21 protein-coding genes are annotated in these 18,200 nt (G+C 72.2%); 9 read left to right on the top strand and 12 right to left on the bottom strand.

Features of this window, described 5'->3' with window-relative positions:
- The first annotated feature begins 14 nt into the window (after positions 1 to 14).
- The 5 genes from ACFZA0_RS23135 (at position 15) to ACFZA0_RS23115 (ending at position 4,542) form a co-directional block, all read left to right on the top strand.
- Positions 15 to 980, top strand: coding sequence for a 2-oxo-4-hydroxy-4-carboxy-5-ureidoimidazoline decarboxylase (locus tag ACFZA0_RS23135; RefSeq protein ID WP_391020057.1), 966 nt, complete (start codon positions 15 to 17; stop codon positions 978 to 980).
- Positions 981 to 1,127: 147 nt separating this feature from the next.
- A complete protein-coding gene (sdhC, locus tag ACFZA0_RS23130; protein ID WP_391020054.1) occupies positions 1,128 to 1,508 on the top strand; it encodes a succinate dehydrogenase, cytochrome b556 subunit in 381 nt (126 codons plus the stop codon).
- Between the two features lie 5 nt (positions 1,509 to 1,513).
- Complete coding sequence (locus ACFZA0_RS23125) at positions 1,514 to 1,993, top strand: succinate dehydrogenase hydrophobic membrane anchor subunit (RefSeq protein WP_391020051.1); 480 nt, start codon at positions 1,514 to 1,516, stop codon at positions 1,991 to 1,993.
- 33 nt (positions 1,994 to 2,026) lie between these two features.
- Positions 2,027 to 3,781, top strand: a complete 1,755-nt coding sequence (sdhA, locus tag ACFZA0_RS23120; protein WP_391020048.1) for a succinate dehydrogenase flavoprotein subunit — start codon at positions 2,027 to 2,029, stop codon at positions 3,779 to 3,781.
- Positions 3,781 to 4,542 (top strand): succinate dehydrogenase iron-sulfur subunit, encoded by a 762-nt coding sequence (locus ACFZA0_RS23115; protein ID WP_391020046.1) that lies wholly within the window; start codon positions 3,781 to 3,783, stop codon positions 4,540 to 4,542. The genes sdhA and ACFZA0_RS23115 overlap by 1 nt, the downstream gene beginning before the upstream one ends.
- 101 nt (positions 4,543 to 4,643) lie before the next feature.
- On the opposite strand, the gene ACFZA0_RS23110 is transcribed toward ACFZA0_RS23115, so the two are convergent.
- From ACFZA0_RS23110 to ACFZA0_RS23100, 3 genes are all read right to left on the bottom strand, one after another.
- Complete coding sequence (locus ACFZA0_RS23110; protein WP_391020044.1) at positions 4,644 to 4,907, bottom strand: NINE protein; 264 nt, start codon at positions 4,905 to 4,907, stop codon at positions 4,644 to 4,646.
- A gap of 235 nt (positions 4,908 to 5,142) precedes the next feature.
- A complete protein-coding gene (locus ACFZA0_RS23105; RefSeq protein ID WP_391020041.1) occupies positions 5,143 to 5,550 on the bottom strand; it encodes a DUF2752 domain-containing protein in 408 nt (135 codons plus the stop codon).
- Positions 5,543 to 6,067, bottom strand: coding sequence for an NINE protein (locus tag ACFZA0_RS23100; protein WP_391020039.1), 525 nt, complete (start codon positions 6,065 to 6,067; stop codon positions 5,543 to 5,545). Before ACFZA0_RS23100 ends, ACFZA0_RS23105 begins: the two co-directional genes overlap by 8 nt.
- A 270-nt stretch (positions 6,068 to 6,337) precedes the next feature.
- Here ACFZA0_RS23100 and ACFZA0_RS23095 point away from each other — a divergent pair, with 270 nt between their 5' ends.
- Entirely contained in the window at positions 6,338 to 6,748 is a 411-nt protein-coding gene (locus ACFZA0_RS23095) for a VOC family protein (protein WP_391020036.1), read from the top strand.
- Between the two features lie 39 nt (positions 6,749 to 6,787).
- Here the strand turns inward: ACFZA0_RS23095 and ACFZA0_RS23090 are convergent, their stop codons facing one another.
- The 4 genes from ACFZA0_RS23090 to ACFZA0_RS23075 form a co-directional block, all read right to left on the bottom strand.
- Positions 6,788 to 7,189, bottom strand: coding sequence for an ATP-binding protein (locus tag ACFZA0_RS23090; RefSeq protein WP_391020033.1), 402 nt, complete (start codon positions 7,187 to 7,189; stop codon positions 6,788 to 6,790).
- Positions 7,190 to 7,286: 97 nt separating this feature from the next.
- Positions 7,287 to 8,843 (bottom strand): ABC transporter substrate-binding protein, encoded by a 1,557-nt coding sequence (locus ACFZA0_RS23085; protein WP_391020030.1) that lies wholly within the window; start codon positions 8,841 to 8,843, stop codon positions 7,287 to 7,289.
- 215 nt (positions 8,844 to 9,058) lie between these two features.
- Positions 9,059 to 10,378: a metallophosphoesterase gene (locus tag ACFZA0_RS23080; protein WP_391020027.1), complete on the bottom strand. Its 1,320-nt coding sequence runs from the start codon at positions 10,376 to 10,378 to the stop codon at positions 9,059 to 9,061.
- Between the two features lie 21 nt (positions 10,379 to 10,399).
- A complete protein-coding gene (locus ACFZA0_RS23075) occupies positions 10,400 to 10,648 on the bottom strand; it encodes an SCO4848 family membrane protein (RefSeq protein ID WP_391020025.1) in 249 nt (82 codons plus the stop codon).
- A gap of 103 nt (positions 10,649 to 10,751) precedes the next feature.
- Here ACFZA0_RS23075 and ACFZA0_RS23070 point away from each other — a divergent pair, with 103 nt between their 5' ends.
- The gene (locus tag ACFZA0_RS23070) at positions 10,752 to 12,035 is read left to right on the top strand and encodes a D-alanyl-D-alanine carboxypeptidase family protein (RefSeq protein ID WP_391020022.1); all 1,284 of its coding nucleotides are present in this window, start codon (positions 10,752 to 10,754) and stop codon (positions 12,033 to 12,035) included.
- An 18-nt stretch (positions 12,036 to 12,053) separates the two neighbouring features.
- On the opposite strand, the gene ACFZA0_RS23065 is transcribed toward ACFZA0_RS23070, so the two are convergent.
- The 4 genes from ACFZA0_RS23065 to ACFZA0_RS23050 form a co-directional block, all read right to left on the bottom strand.
- On the bottom strand, positions 12,054 to 13,145 hold the full coding sequence (locus ACFZA0_RS23065) for a YhjD/YihY/BrkB family envelope integrity protein (protein ID WP_391020019.1): 1,092 nt from the start codon (positions 13,143 to 13,145) through the stop codon (positions 12,054 to 12,056).
- Positions 13,133 to 13,537 carry a GtrA family protein gene (locus tag ACFZA0_RS23060; protein ID WP_391020297.1) on the bottom strand — a complete coding sequence of 135 codons (405 nt, stop codon included), beginning with the start codon at positions 13,535 to 13,537 and terminating at the stop codon, positions 13,133 to 13,135. Before ACFZA0_RS23060 ends, ACFZA0_RS23065 begins: the two co-directional genes overlap by 13 nt.
- 80 nt (positions 13,538 to 13,617) lie before the next feature.
- On the bottom strand, positions 13,618 to 14,607 hold the full coding sequence (locus ACFZA0_RS23055; protein WP_391020016.1) for a decaprenyl-phosphate phosphoribosyltransferase: 990 nt from the start codon (positions 14,605 to 14,607) through the stop codon (positions 13,618 to 13,620).
- Positions 14,604 to 15,077 (bottom strand): phosphatase PAP2 family protein, encoded by a 474-nt coding sequence (locus tag ACFZA0_RS23050; protein ID WP_391020295.1) that lies wholly within the window; start codon positions 15,075 to 15,077, stop codon positions 14,604 to 14,606. The genes ACFZA0_RS23055 and ACFZA0_RS23050 overlap by 4 nt, the downstream gene beginning before the upstream one ends.
- A gap of 297 nt (positions 15,078 to 15,374) precedes the next feature.
- Here ACFZA0_RS23050 and ACFZA0_RS23045 point away from each other — a divergent pair, with 297 nt between their 5' ends.
- Together ACFZA0_RS23045 and ACFZA0_RS23040 are read left to right on the top strand one after the other, a co-directional pair.
- Positions 15,375 to 16,724, top strand: coding sequence for an FAD-binding protein (locus ACFZA0_RS23045; protein WP_391020013.1), 1,350 nt, complete (start codon positions 15,375 to 15,377; stop codon positions 16,722 to 16,724).
- A 92-nt stretch (positions 16,725 to 16,816) separates the two neighbouring features.
- Entirely contained in the window at positions 16,817 to 17,572 is a 756-nt protein-coding gene (locus ACFZA0_RS23040) for a decaprenylphospho-beta-D-erythro-pentofuranosid-2-ulose 2-reductase (protein ID WP_391020010.1), read from the top strand.
- An 18-nt stretch (positions 17,573 to 17,590) separates the two neighbouring features.
- On the opposite strand, the gene ACFZA0_RS23035 is transcribed toward ACFZA0_RS23040, so the two are convergent.
- The gene (locus tag ACFZA0_RS23035) at positions 17,591 to 18,172 is read right to left on the bottom strand and encodes a 2'-5' RNA ligase family protein (protein WP_391020008.1); all 582 of its coding nucleotides are present in this window, start codon (positions 18,170 to 18,172) and stop codon (positions 17,591 to 17,593) included.
- Positions 18,173 to 18,200: the final 28 nt, after the last annotated feature.

Raw genomic sequence — 18,200 nt, 5'->3', positions numbered from 1 at the left:
GACCCACGCTGTCCGTGCACCGCCATCCGCATTTCCCCGGCCGAGCCCTCCCACCGGAGAGGCCGTCCCGTCCCGCGCTCCCGGTCCAGGCCCGCGGCAACCCGCTCGCACCGCACCTGGAGCGCTTCAACTCCGCGCCCGGCGACGTCGTCCGCGCCGCATTGGCGGGCTGCCTGCGCAGCCCCCGCTGGGCCCACCGGGTCGCCGCGCACCGGCCCTACCCCGACCTGGAGGCCCTGCTCGCGGCGGCCGACGAGGCGGCGTACGACCTGGCGCCCGGCGAGATCGCGGAGGCCCTGGCCGGCGAACCGCTGCCGTCCCTGCCCGACGGGGCCTACGTGGCCGCCCACACCGCGCTGCGCGCCGCCCACACGGCGTACCGCAGCCGCTTCGGGCACGTGTTCGTGATCTGCGTGGACGGCGTTGCGCCGGACGAGGTGCCCGACCTGCTGCTGACCGGCATCCGCGACCGCCTCGGCAACGACCCGGAGGACGAACGCGTCCTGGTCGCCGAGGAACTGCGGCGCCTCGCCCGGGGCCGGCTGATCCGGCTGGTGCGCGCCTGCGGCCCGTACCCGGAGGCCGCGTCCGCCCAGCAGCCGTACGCGGCGGGCCCGTGCGCCGAGGCCGCGCCCGCGCAGGGCCCGCCCCGGCCGGACCCGTCCGCCCCGCACACCGAGCGGCGGCACCCCGAGAGCCGTCACCCGGACGGTCGTTACCCCGAAAGGGTGATGTCCGGGCGGACCTCCCCGGCCGGGCCCGCCGGCACCTCGCCCTCCGCCGCGGGCCGCCGCCCGGCCGCGACGGCCGGTGCGCGTCCCGCGGGCGGCCTCCCCGGCGAGGCCGGAGGGCCGGTGGAATCAGGTAAAACGCCGGAATCGGCGGAATCGGCCGAATCGATCGAATCGGCCGATTGCCGGGAAGCCACCGGTTCCGGTGCCGCGAGGACCTGTTCCGATAGCCCGTACGTGCCTGTTTGATTGCCAGTTTGATCACATCGGTAGGACCCGGGTAAGCGTTCCGACAACTCGTCGATACCATGCTGAGGGCCGGTGGACCGTACCCGGCCGGGCCCGTCCGACACCGAAGCCGGCAGGCCCCAATCCCCGCTCCCGGAGGGTTCTTCCGTGCCGGCTGGAACGCTGTACCGCGGCCGGGAAGGAATGTGGTCCTGGGTGGCTCATCGAGTCACCGGCGTCCTCATCTTCTTCTTCCTGTTCGTACACGTACTGGACACCGCTCTCGTGCGTGTCTCCCCCGAGGACTACGACAAGGTCGTATCCACGTACAAGACGCCGATCGTCGCGTGCCTGGAATACGGACTGGTCGCCGCCATCCTCTTCCACGCGCTCAACGGCCTGCGTGTCATCGCCGTCGACTTCTGGTCGAAGGGCCCGCGCTACCAGAAGCAGATGCTCTGGTCGGTCGTCGGCCTGTGGGTCGTGCTGATGCTCGGGGCGATCTACCCCGTCCTCGGCCACGCCGCTCGTGAACTGTTCGGGAGCTGACGACGATGTCCACTGAAATCTCCGCCTCCGGCGTCGGCCCCGTCGAGGCCGCGCCCGTCTACGGCGTCGACAACCCGGCCCCGCTCATCGAGGCCCCCCGCGCCCGCACCAGGAAGACGCCGCGGTCCACCCGCGGCAACTTCGAGATGTACGGCTGGCTCTTCATGCGCCTGTCCGGCGTCGTGCTGGTCGTGCTGGTGCTCGGCCACCTGCTGATCCAGCTCGTGCTGGACGGCGGCGTCTCCAAGATCGGCTTCGCGTTCGTCGCCGGCCGGTGGGCGTCCCCGTGGTGGCAGGTGTGGGACCTGCTGATGCTCTGGCTCGCGATGCTGCACGGCTGCAACGGCCTGCGCACGGTCATCAACGACTACGCGGAGCGCGCGAACACCCGGCTGTGGCTCAAGGGTCTGCTCTACACCGCCACGGTCTGGACCATCCTGCTGGGCACGCTGGTGATCTTCACCTTCGACCCGAACATCCGCTAGGCGCCTGGATAACAGGGACCGAGGTAAATCCTGATGAAGATCCACAAGTACGACACCGTCATCGTCGGAGCGGGTGGCGCCGGCATGCGTGCCGCCATCGAGTCGACGAAGCGCAGCCGCACCGCCGTGCTCACCAAGCTCTACCCGACCCGCTCCCACACCGGCGCGGCGCAGGGTGGCATGGCCGCCGCGCTCGCCAACGTGGAGGAGGACAACTGGGAGTGGCACACCTTCGACACGGTCAAGGGCGGTGACTACCTGGTCGACCAGGACGCCGCCGAGATCCTGGCGAAGGAGGCCATCGACTCCGTTCTCGACCTGGAGAAGATGGGCCTGCCGTTCAACCGGACGCCCAACGGCACCATCGACCAGCGCCGGTTCGGCGGTCACAGCCGCAACCACGGCGAGGCCCCGGTGCGCCGGTCCTGCTACGCCGCGGACCGCACCGGCCACATGATCCTCCAGACGCTGTACCAGAACTGCGTCAAGGAGGGCGTGGAGTTCTACAACGAGTTCTACGTCCTGGACCAGCTCATCACCGAGGTCGACGGCGTCAAGCACTCCGCCGGCGTCGTCGCGTACGAGCTGGCGACCGGTGAGATCCACGTCTTCCAGGCGAAGTCCGTGATCTACGCGTCCGGCGGCACCGGCAAGTTCTTCCGCGTGACGTCCAACGCGCACACGCTCACCGGTGACGGCCAGGCGGCCGTGTACCGGCGCGGACTGCCGCTGGAGGACATGGAGTTCTTCCAGTTCCACCCGACCGGCATCTGGCGCATGGGCATCCTGCTGACGGAGGGCGCCCGCGGTGAGGGCGGCATCCTCCGCAACAAGGACGGCGAGCGCTTCATGGAGAAGTACGCGCCGGTCATGAAGGACCTCGCGTCCCGTGACGTCGTCTCGCGCTCCATCTACACGGAGATCCGCGAGGGCCGCGGCTGCGGTCCCGAGGGCGACCACGTGTACCTGGACCTCACGCACCTGCCGCCGGAGCAGCTCGACGCGAAGCTCCCGGACATCACCGAGTTCGCGCGCACGTACCTCGGCATCGAGCCCTACACGGACCCGATCCCGATCCAGCCCACCGCGCACTACGCCATGGGCGGCATCCCGACCAACGTCCAGGGCGAGGTGCTCTCGGACAACACCACCGTCGTGCCCGGCCTGTACGCGGCCGGCGAGGTGGCCTGCGTCTCGGTGCACGGTGCGAACCGGCTCGGCACCAACTCCCTGCTGGACATCAACGTGTTCGGCAAGCGGGCGGGCATCGCCGCCGCCGCGTACGCGCACAGCACGGACTTCGTCGAGGTCGCGGAGGACCCGGCGCGCCAGGTGATCGACCAGATCGAGCGGCTGCGCAACTCCACCGGCGGCGAGCGCGTGTCGACGCTGCGCGGTGAGCTCCAGGACACCATGGACGCCAACGTCATGGTGTTCCGCACCGAGCAGACGATCAAGACGGCGGTCGAGAAGATCGCGGAGCTGCGCGAGCGGTACCTCAACGTCTCGATCCAGGACAAGGGCAAGCGGTTCAACACGGACCTGCTCGAAGCCGTCGAGCTGGGCAACCTGCTGGACCTGGCCGAGGTCATGGCCGTGTCCGCCCTGGCCCGCAAGGAGTCGCGCGGCGGTCACTACCGCGAGGACTTCCCCACGCGCGACGACGTCAACTTCATGCGCCACACCATGGCGTACCGCGAGGTCGGCGACGACGGCACCGAGTCGATCCGGCTCGACTACAAGCCGGTCGTCCAGACCCGCTACCAGCCGATGGAGCGTAAGTACTGATGGCTACCCCTGTTCTGGACAAGGTCGAGGCCGAGTCCGCCGCCTCTCCCTACATCACCGTCACCTTCCGGGTGCGCAGGTTCAACCCGGAGGTCTCCGCGGAGTCCACCTGGCAGGACTTCACCCTGGAGATGGACCCGAAGGAACGCGTCCTCGACGGCCTGCACAAGATCAAGTGGGAGCAGGACGGCACGCTGACCTTCCGCCGCTCCTGCGCGCACGGCATCTGCGGCTCGGACGCCATGCGGATCAACGGCAAGAACCGGCTGGCCTGCAAGACGCTGATCAAGGACATCAACCCCGAGAAGCCGATCACGGTCGAGGCCATCAAGGGACTCACGGTCCTCAAGGACCTGGTCGTGGACATGGACCCGTTCTTCCAGGCGTACCGGGACGTGATGCCGTTCCTGATCACCAAGGAGACGAACGAGCCGACGCGCGAGCGTCTGCAGTCCGCCGCGGACCGCGAGCGGTTCGACGACACCACCAAGTGCATCCTGTGCGCCGCGTGCACGTCGTCCTGCCCGGTGTTCTGGAACGACGGGCAGTACTTCGGCCCGGCGGCGATCGTCAACGCGCACCGCTTCATCTTCGACTCGCGCGACGAGGCCGGTGAGCAGCGCCTGGAGATCCTGAACGACAAGGACGGCGTGTGGCGTTGCCGCACGACCTTCAACTGCACCGACGCGTGCCCCCGCGGCATCGAGGTCACGAAGGCGATCCAGGAGGTGAAGCGGGCGCTCATCACGCGCCGCTTCTGACCGGTCCGCCGCCGCACGCCGAGGGCCCCGACTCCCGTGGGAGTCGGGGCCCTCGGCGTGCGGCGCGCGGGCGGCCGGGAGCGGTCCGGGCCGCCGCCGGGTCAGCCGCGCAGCGGGCGGCCTTCCTTGTCCGTGCGGTCGTTGCTGACCAGGAACATGATGCCGTCGATCAGCGCCCAGACACCGAGGCCGCCGCAGGTGAGGAGCTGGGCGATGCCGACGCCGACACTGCCGACGTAGAAGCGGCCGATGCCCAGGCTGCCCAGGAAGATCTGCAGGATGCCGGCGACGATCTTCGACTTGTCGGAGTACGGGCGGCCCTGGGGGTCGACGCCGTACGGAGCCTGGGGAGTGGGGACGGACATGTGCGCTGCTCCTGGGGAGTGTGGGACGCCCGGCGGGACGCGCCGGGCGGGTCCAGGAGGCTGCTCGGCCGCACGCGCGACGCGACGCGGCACACCGCATGTCGGACCGGAACCCCGGCCAACTCCCCCTGTGTTGCCCGAGCTTAGAGATCATCCGGCGGGGCAGGGCCCGGTTCGTCCAATTGTGCTGATTCCGTGATCACTTCAGGTCTGAACGGTGAAGAAACCGCCGGGGTCAGCCGATGTTCCGGACAACCGCCCAGGCCACGGCCACTCCCAGGATGACGAGTTGCCCCCGCGCGCCGATGCGCGGGCTCCAGCGCCGGCCGCGCAGCCCCTCCACGGTCCAGCGCCCCAGCAGCGCCAGCGCCCAGGGCGACGCGAGGAGCAGCACCCTGTTGTCCAGCCATGCCTGGCCGAGATGGCCGTGCATCAGGTCCCAGACCATGCGTGTGCCGCCGCAGGCGGGGCAGAGCAGCCCCGTGACCATGTGGAACGGGCAGCGCGGCAGGACGTGGTTGGAGCCGTGCGGGTCGGTGCCGTAGAGCAGGGCGGCTCCGGCCGCCCCGGCGGCGAGCACCGCGAGCGGGGCCGCCGCCGGGCGGCGCGGCAGCGGGACGCGGCGCGCAGCGCCGTCAGCCACGCAGGATCCGCCCCTGGGCGTCGGTGGTGTCGTTGCTCGTCAGAATGAGGATGCCGTCGATCAGCGACCAGATGCCGAAGCCGCCGCAGGTGAAGAGCTGGGCGAGGCCGATGCCGACGTTGCCCATGTAGAAGCGGCCCACGCCCAGGCCGCCGAGCAGGAGTTGGAGCACCCCGGCGACGATCTTCGACTTGTCGGAGTACGGCCGCCCGAACTGGTCGTATCCGTACGGTGCGTTGGGGTCGCCGGTGTAGGTGCCGGGCGGCGGCGGATAGCCGCCCTGCGGGTGGCCCGGGGGCGGGTAGTAGCCGCCCTGCTGCTGTCCGGGCGGCGGGTAACCGGGGCCGCCCGCGCCGTAGTTGGGCGGCGGGTAGCCCGGGGTGCCGCCCTGCGGGTAGCCGTACGGACCGGCCGGCTGGTCCTGCGGTCCGGGCTGCGCGCTGCCGTAGGGGCCCGGCGCGGGGTTCGGGTAGCCGTAGCCGGGGGGCTGGTTCGGCGGTGGGGGCTGCTCGGACACGGTCGGCTCCTGGGAAGAGTGCGGCGCAGGCTGGAGAGCGCCGATCATATATTCGCAGGGCCGCACGACGTGCCGGCGTCCGCCAACGTCAGCCCCGGCTACGGCTTTTGTCCCCCGGCGCCCAGGCCCCGCCGCCGACAACAACCGCCGCACGCCCGGACGGTAGCCGCACGCCCGTCCGAACGGCCGGACGCGCCCGGCCGGGTGATCGGCGACGGGCACGCGGTCCGGCCCCGCCGGACACCGCCGCGGCCCACCTAACCTGACGTTATGTCAGATGACCAGTCGTACGAGCTGCTCGGATTCGACAACGTACTGCTGCCCGTGGGGGACCTGGGCGTGGCGGTGGACTTCTACGAACGCGTCGGGTTCACCGTGGGATTCCGGGTCGACGAGGCCGGGATCGCGTCCCTGAAGGTGGGCGGCGAGACGCCCGGCCTGCTGCTGCGGGTGGAGGAGGGGCTGGCGCAGCGGGTGCCGCCGTGGCCCGCGACCCGTGTGTGGCTGGAGGTGCCCGACGCGCGGGCGGCCGGGCGGGAGGTGACCGACGCCGGGGTGCCGCTGCTGGACGAGCCGATGTCCACGGCGACGGGCTGGACGGTGGAGATCGCCGACCCCTGGGGCAACGTGGTGGGCCTCACGGACTACACGAAGCGCCCGGAGCTGGGCCGCAGGCCCTGAACACCCCGACGGCGCGCGGCGGTTGAGGGCAGCGAGGGATCAGACGGGGGGCCGCAGCAGCGCCCACACGGTCTTGCCGTGCGCGCCCCTGTTCCACACGCCCCAGGCCGAGGCGATCTGTTCGACGAGATGCAACCCGCGGCCGGTCTCGGCGGAGCCGCCCACCTCGCGCGGGCGGGGTTCGAGAACGCCCTCGTCGGACACCTCCAACAGGCAGGAGCCGTCCGCGAGTGCGGTCACCGCGACCTCGAACTCCGGTTCAAGGATCGCCCCGTGGCGGATGACGTTGGTGACCAGTTCGGAGACCAGCAGGGTCGCGTCGTCCTGCACCGTGCCGTCCGGGTCGTGACCCCAGTCCACGAGGTGGTCGCGGACCCGGTGCCGTGCCAGACCGACGGAGGCCGGATGCCGGGGCAGCCGGAAGGAGTTGCGTCTCAACACGTCGGCTCCTCGTCCCCGCGCGCACCCTGTCCACCCGATGCTGCGCCAGGAAACCGTCCGGCGTCACACGGGAGGTCCCGTGTGACGCCGGATCAGGTCAGATCCAGTTCAGACTCCACAGCCGGAAGATTCCGGTGCCGTCCAGCAGGTACTGGCCACCACCGACGTCCTCGGTGCTCACCACGTACTCCTTCGCCTGCCACAGCGGCAGGAGCGGAACGTCCTCCGCCACCTTCTGCTGAAGGTTCGAGAAGTCCTCGGTGACGCGGCTGCGGTCGGCGTACCGCTGACTGGCCTGAATCAGCCGGTCGGATTCCTTGTTGCTGTATCCGGTCGCCATGGTGCTGTCCGAGCCCACGAGCGGTCCGCCGAAGGTGTCCGGGTCCGGGTAGTCCGGGACCCAGCCGACGGCGTACGAGTCGAGCTTGCCGGTGGACCATTCGCCCTGGAAGGCGGTCCACTCGTACGCCTTGAGGTCGACCTTGAACAGGCCGCCCTTCTCCAGCTCGCGCTTGAGTTCCTTGGCCTCGGCGGCCGCGGCACCGCTGTTGTTCGAGTAGCCGTAGGTGAACTCGACCGGCGTCGTGACGCCCGCGTCGGCCAGCAGCTGCTTGGCCTTCGCGACGTCGACCTTCGGGTACGTGTCGAAGAACGACGTGGTGTGGCCGGTGATGCCCGCCGGGATCAGCGAGTACAGCGGGTCCACGGTCCCGTCGTAGACCGTCGAGGCCAGCTGCTCACGGTTGATCAGCCAGGCCATGGCCTGACGGACGTTCGCGTCGTGCAGCGGCGACGAGGCGCGGACGTTGAGGTACAGGTTCCGGGTCTCGGCGCTGTCGGACTCCGAGACACGCATGTCCGGGTCGCTCGCGGACAGCGTCGAGGTGATCGACGGCGGCAGCTGGCGCGTGGCGACGTCGATCTCCTTCGCCTTCCACGCCTTGCCGAGCGCGTCGCTGGAGCCGTAGTAGTCCAGCTCGATCGGCTTGCCGGTGTCCGAGACGGCGCCCTTGTACTTCGGGTTGGGCGCGAGTTCCGCCTTCTTGCCCGACGCGTACGAAGTCAGCGTGTACGGGCCGGAACCGTCGACGGAGTTGCCCTTGCGCACGGCGTTCGCCGCGTACTTGGTGCGGTCGACGATCGAACCGGCGCCGGTGGCCACCTTGAACGGGAACGTCGCGTCCGGCGAGGACAGGTGGAACGTGACGACGTCGCCCTCGGTGCTGACCGAACCGAGCGTGGAGAACAACGAGGCCGGACCGACCTTGGAGTTGATCTTCTTGACGCGGTCGAAGGAGTACTTCACGTCCTCCGCGGTCATCTTGCGACCGCTGGCGAAGGACAGTCCGTCCTTCAACTCGCAGCGGTACGTCGTCAGTTCGCTGCCCACGAACTCGCAGCTCTTGGCCGCGTCGGGCTCGGGCTGCACCCCGCCCGGCTCGAACGTCAGCAGACTCTGGAAGACGTTGCTGAACAGGGCCCATGAACCGGCGTCATAGGCGCCGGCCGGGTCGAGCGACGTCACGGCGTCCGTCGTACCGACCGTGATGGCGTTGTCATTGTCTTCCTGCGACGGCAGCAGCTGCCAGCCGCCCACTCCCACGGCTGCCAGAACAAGCAGCGTCGCGAGAATCCGCATGCGAACCGATCGCATCGGTGTCCTCCCCAGGCCCTTTCGGGCCCCAGTGCATATGCCACTTCCTTGGTGGCGCAGATCACCTAATCACAGAGGTTTCATCGGGGGGAAGGGGGATCCGGCGATGAGAGAAAGAACTCAACGCGGAGCGTTCCGGGGCCGTTACAGGAACGCCGTCAAGGGTCCCCGAGGGCGTCCCGTCTGCGACGTCGTGACACCTTCGCCCGTTTCGTTCACGCCTGGAGAGAGGCGAGTTGGATCACCGTGACGTCCGACGGCGCGCCCACCCGGGTCGGCGGTCCCCACGCGCCGGCGCCCCGTGAGACGTACAACTGCGTGTCCCCGTAACGCTCCAGGCCCGCGACGGTCGGATTCGCCAGTTCCGCAAGGTAGTTGCCGGGCCAGAGCTGTCCGCCGTGGGTGTGGCCGGAGAGCTGGAGGTCGACGCCGTGCCGCACGGCGTCGTGGATCTGCACCGGCTGGTGGGCGAGCAGGACGCACGCGCGGGCCGTGTCCCGGCCGTCCAGCGCCTTCGCGAAGTCGGGCCCGTGGCCCTCGCTCCCACCGGCGACGTCGTTGACACCGGCGAGGTCGAACGCGGGCAGTCCGGTACGGGCGTTCTCCAGCGGCCGCATGCCGAGCCGCCGCACCTGGCGCACCCACTCCTCGGCGCCGGAGAAGTACTCGTGGTTGCCCGTCACGAAGTACGTGCCGTGGCGGGCCGTGAGGCCGGCCAGCGGGGCGGCGGCCGGGCCCAGGTCCGCGACGCTCCCGTCGACCAGGTCGCCCACCACCGCGATCAGGTCCGGCTGCGTGGAGTTGACGGTGTCGACGACCTTGCGGCTGAAGTCCGCGCCCAGGATCGGGCCGAGGTGGATGTCGCTGACGACGGCGATCCTGAACCCGTGGGCGGAGCGCGGGAGTTTGGCGAGCGGCACGGTGACCCGCCTGACCCGGGGGCCCCGCAGCACCCCGTACGTGCCGTACCCGACGGTCCCGGCGGCCGCGACGGCGGCGGCCCCGGCGACCGCGCGGGCGACGAACAGCCGGCGGCCGGGGGCGGCCGGGGCCGGAGCGGCGGGGGCCGGAGCGGGACGCGCGAGGGCGGTCGGCCCGCGGTCCGCGGTGCGGTCCGCTGTGGCCGTGCGCGGCGCGACGGACACGGGGGCCTGCTCGCCCGGCCCGTCCGCCGGGCCCTCCGCGGCCGGTGCCTCCCGCGGGTCCGCCGGTCCCCGGCGGGACGGCAGGCGGTTCAGCAGCGGCCGGACGGCCTCGCCCGCGAGCAGGGCGAGCAGCAGGTACACCGAGACGGCCAGCCACAGGAAACCCGGCCAGGCCAGCGCCTGCTGGAGCGGGAACGGCGCGCCCGCCTGTTCGGCGACGAGGGCGCCCGCGGCGAGCACCCAGCCGCCGGTGATCAGGACGGCACCCGCCCGGCGCACCCAGCCGGGGCCGCGGGTGGTGTCGCGGAACAGCCGTTGCCAGACGTACCGGTTGACGGCCACCAGGACCGCCGTAGCCAGTACGGCGCCGAGCACCGCCACGACCGCCATCCGCTGCCTCTCGTCGATCCGTCAGTCCTGTCGGGCGCGGCGCAGGATCCGCAGCGAGCGCAACCCGATCCCCCCGACGACCGTCCCCAGTACGAAGGAAACGACGGCGAGCGTCAGGTGCACCCAAAAGTACGCGGTCGGACTACCGGCGTCGTCGAACGCGAGCCCGCTGCCGTCCTTGACCAGGTTTTTGACGAAAGTGATCCAGATGATCCACGACCACACCCCGAAGGCGAGCAGGAACCAGGACACGGGGCGGCTGAGCTTCATGCGTCCAGTATCGCGACCGGACGACGGGCGCCGTGGCCGGGGTGGGACGGGTGACGGTGCCGCCGTGCGGGCGGCGGGCCGCACTGCCGGTACGTTCTCGACCGTGCCCGCATCCGAGAAGACCACCAGGCACCGCCTGCCGGTCACCGCCGCCGCCCTGCTGTCCTTCGCGCTGCCCGTCGGGCTCGCCTCCCCCGCCCTGGCCGCGCCCGGTGCGTCGGCGAGCCCGTCGGCCACTCCCCCGGCGTCCATGTCGACGCTCGGCGGCGCCTCGCTCGGGCTGCCCGGCACGCAGGTCCGGCTCGCCGCCGGGGTGCCGGTGCTGCCCAAGGACCTCAGCGCGCGGTCCTGGATCGTCTCCGACGCCGAGTCGGGCCAGGTGCTCGCGGCGCACAACGCGCACTGGAAGCTCGCTCCCGCCAGCACCCTGAAGATGCTGTTCGCGGACACGCTGGTGCCCAAGTTCCCGAAGACGGAGAAGCACAAGGTCGTCGCGCACGACCTGGCGGGCATGGGCGCGGGCTCCAGCCTCGTCGGCATAAAGGAGAAAGAGACCTACACCGTCCGCGACCTGTGGCTCGGCGTCTTCCTGCGCTCCGGGAACGACGCCGTGCACGTCCTGTCCTCGATGAACGGCGGCGTCGCGCAGACCGTCGCGGACATGAACGCGCACGCCAAGGAGTTGCGGGCGCTCGACACGAACGTGGTCACGCCCGACGGCTACGACGCGAAGAAGCAGGTGTCGTCGGCGTACGACCTGACGCTCTTCGCGCGCTCCGGGCTCCAGAAGAAGGACTTCCGCGCGTACTGCTCCACCGTGCGGGCCTCGTTCCCCGGCGCCACGACGAAGAGCAAGAAGGGGAAGACCACGCGGGACACCTTCGAGATCCAGAACACCAACCGGCTGCTGTCCGGCGACAGCGACGTGCCGGTCTACCAGGGCATCGCGGGTGTCAAGAACGGCAACACCACCAACGCGGGGGCGACGTTCACGGGTGTCGCCGAACGGGACGGCCACGTACTGCTCGTCACCGTCATGAACCCGCAGAAGGACGAGCACAACGAGGTCTACAAGGAGGCCGCCGCCCTGCTCGACTGGGGTTTCCGGGCGGACGGGAAGGTCCAGCCGGTGGGCGAACTGGTGGCCCCGGAGGGCGTGTCCACCGCCCAGCCCGGCGCGACCGCCCCGGCCACGCCGACCGGCGGCCCCGGCGCCTCCGCCTCCGCCCACACGGAGGCCGGCGCGGCGGCACGGAACGGCTCCGGCGGCGCCACGGTGGCGCTCGCGCTCTGCGGCGGACTGCTGGTGCTGCTCGCGGCCGGGGTGTTCCTGGTCAACCGGCGGTGGCCGCTGCCGGAGCTGATGCGGCGACGCCCCCGGCCCTGAGCGGGGCGGGGGCCGCCGTCACGGGGTGCGCGGGGCGTTCGCGTCCCGCGCGCGAGGGCTGCGGGCGCTGTCGGTGCTGCCGCTGCCGTCGCCGTCGCGGCCGGCCTCGTCCGCGGTCTCCCCGGGCTCCCCGGTCTCCCCGGGCTTCTCCGGCTCCGGCCTGCCGCCGTCGTCCTTGCCGCTGTCGTCCTTGCCGCGGTCGTCCTCGGCGCTGTCGCCGTCGTCCTCGCCCGCGTGTCCGTACGGCGGGCCCAGCTCGTCCTCCTTGCTCTTCGTGGCCGTCCAGGCGGCGCAGAACAGCACGAGTTTCGACGTGAAGTTGATCCACAGCAGCAGGGCGACGGGGACGCCGAACGCGCCGTACATGCTCTTCGCGGCGACACCCTGGATGTAGCCGCTGAGCAGCAGCTTCAGCAGTTCGAAGCCGATCGCGCCGACCAGCGCCGCGACGAACAGGCGGTGGCGGCGCGGCTCCACGCCGGGCAGCAGCGTCAGCACGTACAGCAGGACCAGGAAGTCGGCGAGGACGGCGACGACGAAGGCGATGACGTGCAGCAGGACGCTGCCGAACCCGCCCTGTTCGAGGCCGAGTTGGCGAACGATCCAGCCCACGAGGGCGGACGCCACGGTGGACACGGCGATGGTGACGAGCAGCGCGCCGCCGAGCCCGACGAGGATGCCGAAGTCCTTGGCCTTGCGCAGGACCGGGTTCTCCTCCTCGTCCGGCAGTTCCCACACCGCGCGCAGGCACTCGCGCGTCGAGCCGGCCCAGCCGATACCGGTGAACAGCAGTGCCGCACCGGCGATCAGGCCGACCGTGCCGGCGTTGTCGACGAGGGTGCCGATGTCGAGCTGGTCCGAGATGCCGGGGACCTGCTCGGCGATCTTGTCCTGGAGCTGGTTCTGCTGGCTCTTGCTGAGCGTGGCGGCGGCGACGGCCGCGGCCACGGTGAGCAGGGGGAAGAGCGCCACGAAGCTGGTGAAGGTCATCGCGGCGGCGAGCCGGGTCCATTTGACGCGGTCGAGGCGCTCGTACGAACGCCACGCGTGCGTGGCCATCAGCCGCGTCACCAGCGGGCCGATGCCGGGGAGCTTTTTCAGCCAGTCCATGATCCGACTCTGTTCTCGTTGTTGAACACCAGGGTCCGGGTACCCCAGAACCGCAGAAGTGTGGCAAGTGCCATGCCGACGCCCGCGGCGGACACGGTGTCCGCCCGCTGCGAGGTGAGGCCGAGCCCGTAGTGGCTGACGGCCAGGCACAGCAACTGCACCAGCGCGCCCGCCACGTTGACCGCCAGGAACACCAGGGCGGGGCGCGCGCCGCGGGGCCGGGCGTCCCGGTAGGTGCCGAGCGCGTTGCCCAGGTAGGCGACCGTGCAGCCCGCCGCGAACGAGAGGGTCTTGGCGGTCAGCGTCTCCAGTCCGCCGGGCCCGCGCAGCACCGTGAAGAGCGCCAGGTCGGCGGCGTACGCGAGCACTCCAACGGCGGCGAAGGACAGCACCTCGCGGGCCCCGGGCCGGGTGGCCGCGGGGGTGCCCGGCGGGAAGGCGTCCGCGGCGTGCCGCGTGCTTGCGGTGCGGTTCACCAGTGGGCCACCGCCAGCGCGTACATCGCGATCCAGGCGAGGCCGATCACGGCGAGCGCCCGGTCGTGCAGGACGACGTCCTCCGGCTCGCCGGCCGTCCCCCGGTCCGCGAAGACGGCGTAGCGCAGGATCGCCAGGATGAACGCGACCATGGAGAGCTGGCGCCAGGGCAGCGTGCCGGGCGGTGTCGCACCGCCCTCCTCCAGCGCCCACAGGCAGTACCCGAGCACGGCGACACCGGCCGCGAGCTGCCACACGAAGCGCAGGTAGCCGGTCGTGTACTCGGTGAGCAACGCGCGGGTGGCGCCCGCCCGTCCGGCCATCTGGAGTGCCTCGGAGTACCGCTTGGCGGACACCATGAACAGCGCGCCGAAGCCGGTGGTGATCAGGAACCAGCGCGACAGCGGGATGCCGAGCGCCAGTCCGCCGATCACGGCGCGCATCAGGAACCCGGTGGTGACGACGACGAGGTCGACGACCAGGACGTGCTTTAGGCTGACGCAGTACGCCAGTTGCATGCCCACGTACGCGGCGAGCAGGGCGGCGACGGCGGGCGCGGTGAGCCACACGGCGACGGCGGGCGCGAGCACGGCGAGCGCGCACCCCGCCCCGTAGGCGACGGGCACCGGGACGGTCCCGGCGGCGACCGGGCGGTGCCGTTTCGTGGGGTGCGCGCGGTCGGCGTCGGCGTCGCGGGCGTCGTTGATCAGGTAGACCGCGGCGGCGCAGGCCGTGAACAGGGCGAGGACGAGCGGGAGTTCGACGAGGGCGCGGCGGGTGAACAGCTCGCCCGCGGCCGCCGGCGCGGCGACGACGAGGGCGTTCTTGACCCACTGCCGGGGACGCGCGGTGCGCACCAGCCCGCCGAGCACGGCGGCGGCGCCACCGCCGCGGGGCGCGGGACCGCGCGGCGCGCGGGCGCGTTGCCCGACCAGGGCGGTGTCCGTGGGGTGCGCGGCGCCCGCGCGCGGCGCGGTGTCCGTCACGGGCGCCCCTTCCGCATCCAGCGCGCCCCCGCGCGCGCCGTGACCGCGCCGAGGGCCGCGCCGGCCGCCACGTCGGACGGGTAGTGGACGCCGACGACGAGCCGGGACAGGCACACGGCGGCGGCGAGCGGGGGGACCGCGCGGACGCCGAGCGCCCCGTACGCGACGGCCGCCGCTGCCGCCGAGGCCGCGTGCGAGCTGGGGAAGGAGTGCCGGCCCGCGGTGCGCACGAGGGGCGCCACGTGCGCGGGGCGCGCCCGGCGCACGACACGCTTCACGCCCATGCTCGCGACGTGCGCGCCTCCGGTGAGCGCCGTCGCCCGCAGCCAGGCGCCGCGCCGCGCGCCGTCCATGACGGCTCCGGCGAGCCCGACGAGGAGCCACAGGGCGGCGTGTTCCCCGGCGAGGGACAGGACCCGCGCCGCGCGCGCCACCCCGGGGTTCCGGCCCCGGGCGTGGCAGGCCGTCAGGAGCCGGTGGTCGAGGGGGGCCGGGGGGTGCCCCGGCGAGGCCGGGAGGCGGTCCGGGCACCGGCGCTCCGCGCGGTCCGGCCGGGACCGCCCGGTGCCGTCCGGACCGTGCCGGCCCCTGTCGTCGAGGCCGGCGAGATCGGCGAGATCGGCGAGATCGTCCATGTGGTCTCACTGTTCACGTCGGCACCGCTCCAGCTCCGGCAATATTGAGCGACATCCCATTAATCACCCGTTTCGGGGAGAGACCGGATGTTTCGCGACAAATCCACATAGCCGGACGATACGGTCGCCGCCATGTCAGCCGAGACCGCTTCCGTCACGGGATGGGGCCGCACCGCCCCCACCACCGCCCGTCTGATCCGCCCGCGGAGCTACGCGGAGGCCGTCGAGGCCGTCCGTGACTGCGGGGAGCGCGGCAGCATCGCCCGGGGGCTGGGACGCGCGTACGGGGACGCCGCGCAGAACGCGGGCGGGTCCGTGATCGACATGACGGGCCTCGACAGCGTCCACGCCATCGACGTCTCCGGCGGCACGGTGCTGTGCGACGCGGGGGTCTCGCTGCACCGGCTGACGGAGGTGCTGCTGCCGCTCGGCTGGTTCGTGCCGGTGACGCCCGGGACCCGGCAGGTGACGGTGGGCGGCGCGATCGGCGCGGACATCCACGGCAAGAACCACCACGTCTCGGGCTCGTTCGCGCGGCACGTGCTGTCCTTCGAACTGCTCACCGGGGACGGGCAGATCCACACCGTCGCCGCCGGCACGCCGCTGTTCGACGCGACCGCCGGCGGCATGGGCCTGACCGGGATGATCCTCACGGCGACCGTGCGGCTCCAGCCGGTCGAGACGTCGCTGGTGACCGTGGACACCGAACGGGCCCGCGATCTCGACGACCTGATGGCCCGGATGACCGCGGGCGACCACCGCTACCGCTACTCCGTCGCCTGGATCGACCTGCTGGCCCGGGGCGCCGCGACCGGCCGCGCGGTGCTCACCCGCGGCGACCACGCCCCGCTGGACGCGCTGCCCCCGCGGGCCCGCCGCGCGCCCCTCGCGTTCCGCCCCGGCCGGTTCCCGGCGGCGCCGGAGTTCGTCCCGGAGGGGCTGCTCGGCCGCACCACGGTGGGTCTCTTCAACGAGCTCTGGTACCGCAGGGCCCCGCGCGCGCGGACCGGCGAACTCCAGCGGATCTCCACGTTCTTCCACCCCCTGGACGGCGTCCCGCACTGGAACCGCGTCTACGGCCGCGGCGGCTTCGTGCAGTACCAGTTCGTCGTCGGGTACGGGCACGAGGAGACCCTGCACCGGATCGTGCGGCGCATCGCGGAGCGGCGCTGCCCGTCGTTCCTCGCGGTCCTCAAGCGGTTCGGCCGGGCCGACCCGGGCTGGCTGTCCTTCCCGGTGCCCGGCTGGACCCTCGCACTGGACGTGCCGACCGGGCTGCCCGGACTGGGCGGGTTCCTCGACGAGCTGGACGGCGAGGTCGCCGCGGCGGGCGGCCGTGTCTACCTCGCCAAGGACTCCCGGCTGCGGCCGGAACTGCTCGCCACGATGTACCCGCGGCTCGACGACTTCCGCGCACTGCGCGCGGAACTCGACCCGCGCGGCGTCTTCCGCTCGGACCTGTCACGCCGCCTCGGCCTCTGACGCGCGCCACCCCGGCGGCCGCGCCCACGGCCGCCGCGAGTCCCCCGGTTCCCGCACCCCGCCGGGAATCCCCTCCAAGGTCAGGAGCCGCCGTGAAGGACGCCTTCGGCATCCCCCAGTCCCTGCTCGTCCTCGGCGGTACGTCCGAGATCGCGCTCGCCACCGCCCGCCGCCTGGTCGCCCGCCGCACCCGCGCGGTGTGGCTGGCCGGCCGCCCCTCCCCCGGCCTCGACGACGCCGCCGCGCAGCTGCGCGGCCTCGGCGCGGACGTGCGCACCGTCGACTTCGACGCGCTGGACCCCGGCTCGCACGAGGCGGTGCTCGGCAAGGTGTTCGCCGAGGGCGACATCGACATGGTGCTGCTGGCGTTCGGGGTGCTGGGCGACCAGGCCCTCGACGAGCGCGACCCGGCCGGCGCGGTGCGCGTCGCGCAGACCAACTACACGGGCGCGGTCTCGGCGGGCCTGGTGAGCGCGCAGGCACTCCAGACGCAGGGCCACGGCTCCCTCGTGGTGCTGTCCTCGGTGGCCGGTGAGCGGGCCCGGCGCTCGAACTTCATCTACGGGTCCAGCAAGGCCGGCCTCGACGCCTTCGCGCAGGGCCTCGGCGACGCGCTGCACGGTACGGGCGTGCACGTCATGGTCGTACGGCCCGGTTTCGTCCGCTCCAGGATGACCGAGGGGCTGCCCGAGGCGCCGCTGGCCACGACCCCGGAGGCGGTCGCGACGGCGATCGAGCTGGGGCTGCGCCGCCGCTCGGAGACGGTGTGGGTGCCCGGCGCCCTGCGGGTGGTGATGTCGGCGCTGCGCCACGCGCCGCGCTCGGTGTTCCGCCGGCTGCCGGTCTGAGGACGCGTACCGGTACGGCTAGCAGCTCGGGATCGTGCCGCGCGTCACGGGACCGCCCTGCGGCGGGACCACGGCCTGGCCGCCGAAGGTGAACTCGCGCAGCTTGCGCCAGACCCCGTCCGGCCCCTGCTCGTAGAGCGCGAAGCCGGTGCAGGCCCACTCGGCCTCGTACCCGGCCAGCTCGTCGAACGCCCGGTCCATGGCCGCCTCGTCGATGCCGTGGGCCACGGTGACGTGCGGGTGGTACGGGAACTGGAGTTCGCGGGCGACCGGGCCGGAGGCGTCGCGGACCTGCTTCTGGAGCCAGGCGCAGGCGTCCGCGCCGGCCGCGACCCGGACGTAGACCACCGGCGACAGCGGCCGGAACGTGCCCGTGCCGGACAGCCGCATCAGGAAGGGGCGCCCGCTCGCCGCGACCTCCGCGAGATGCGCCTCGACCGGGCCGATCCGGTCGGCCTCGATCTCGGTGGGCGGCAGCAGCGTGACGTGCGTGGGGATGCCGTGGGCCGCGACGTCGCCGAAGCCCGCACGCCGCTGCTGGAGCAGGGTGCCGTGCGGCTCCGGGACCGCGATCGACACACCGATCGTTACGGTCCCCACGTCGTCTCCTCACGTCGAGTCGGACGGT

It is taken from the genome of Streptomyces sp. NPDC008150, from assembly GCF_042956945.1.
Taxonomy (GTDB): Bacteria; Actinomycetota; Actinomycetes; order Streptomycetales; family Streptomycetaceae; genus Streptomyces.
This window is presented reverse-complemented; position numbering and strand designations above follow the sequence as displayed.

Coding starts and splice junctions, on each gene's coding strand:
- ACFZA0_RS23110 (WP_391020044.1), bottom strand. CDS start 4,907: ATGTCCGTCCCCACTCCCCAGGCTCCGTACGGCGTCGACCCCCAGGGC.
- ACFZA0_RS23085 (WP_391020030.1), bottom strand. CDS start 8,843: ATGCGATCGGTTCGCATGCGGATTCTCGCGACGCTGCTTGTTCTGGCA.
- sdhA (WP_391020048.1), top strand. CDS start 2,027: ATGAAGATCCACAAGTACGACACCGTCATCGTCGGAGCGGGTGGCGCC.
- ACFZA0_RS23095 (WP_391020036.1), top strand. CDS start 6,338: ATGTCAGATGACCAGTCGTACGAGCTGCTCGGATTCGACAACGTACTG.
- ACFZA0_RS23080 (WP_391020027.1), bottom strand. CDS start 10,378: ATGGCGGTCGTGGCGGTGCTCGGCGCCGTACTGGCTACGGCGGTCCTG.
- ACFZA0_RS23115 (WP_391020046.1), top strand. CDS start 3,781: ATGGCTACCCCTGTTCTGGACAAGGTCGAGGCCGAGTCCGCCGCCTCT.
- ACFZA0_RS23075 (WP_391020025.1), bottom strand. CDS start 10,648: ATGAAGCTCAGCCGCCCCGTGTCCTGGTTCCTGCTCGCCTTCGGGGTG.
- ACFZA0_RS23045 (WP_391020013.1), top strand. CDS start 15,375: ATGTCAGCCGAGACCGCTTCCGTCACGGGATGGGGCCGCACCGCCCCC.
- ACFZA0_RS23065 (WP_391020019.1), bottom strand. CDS start 13,145: ATGGACTGGCTGAAAAAGCTCCCCGGCATCGGCCCGCTGGTGACGCGG.
- ACFZA0_RS23125 (WP_391020051.1), top strand. CDS start 1,514: ATGTCCACTGAAATCTCCGCCTCCGGCGTCGGCCCCGTCGAGGCCGCG.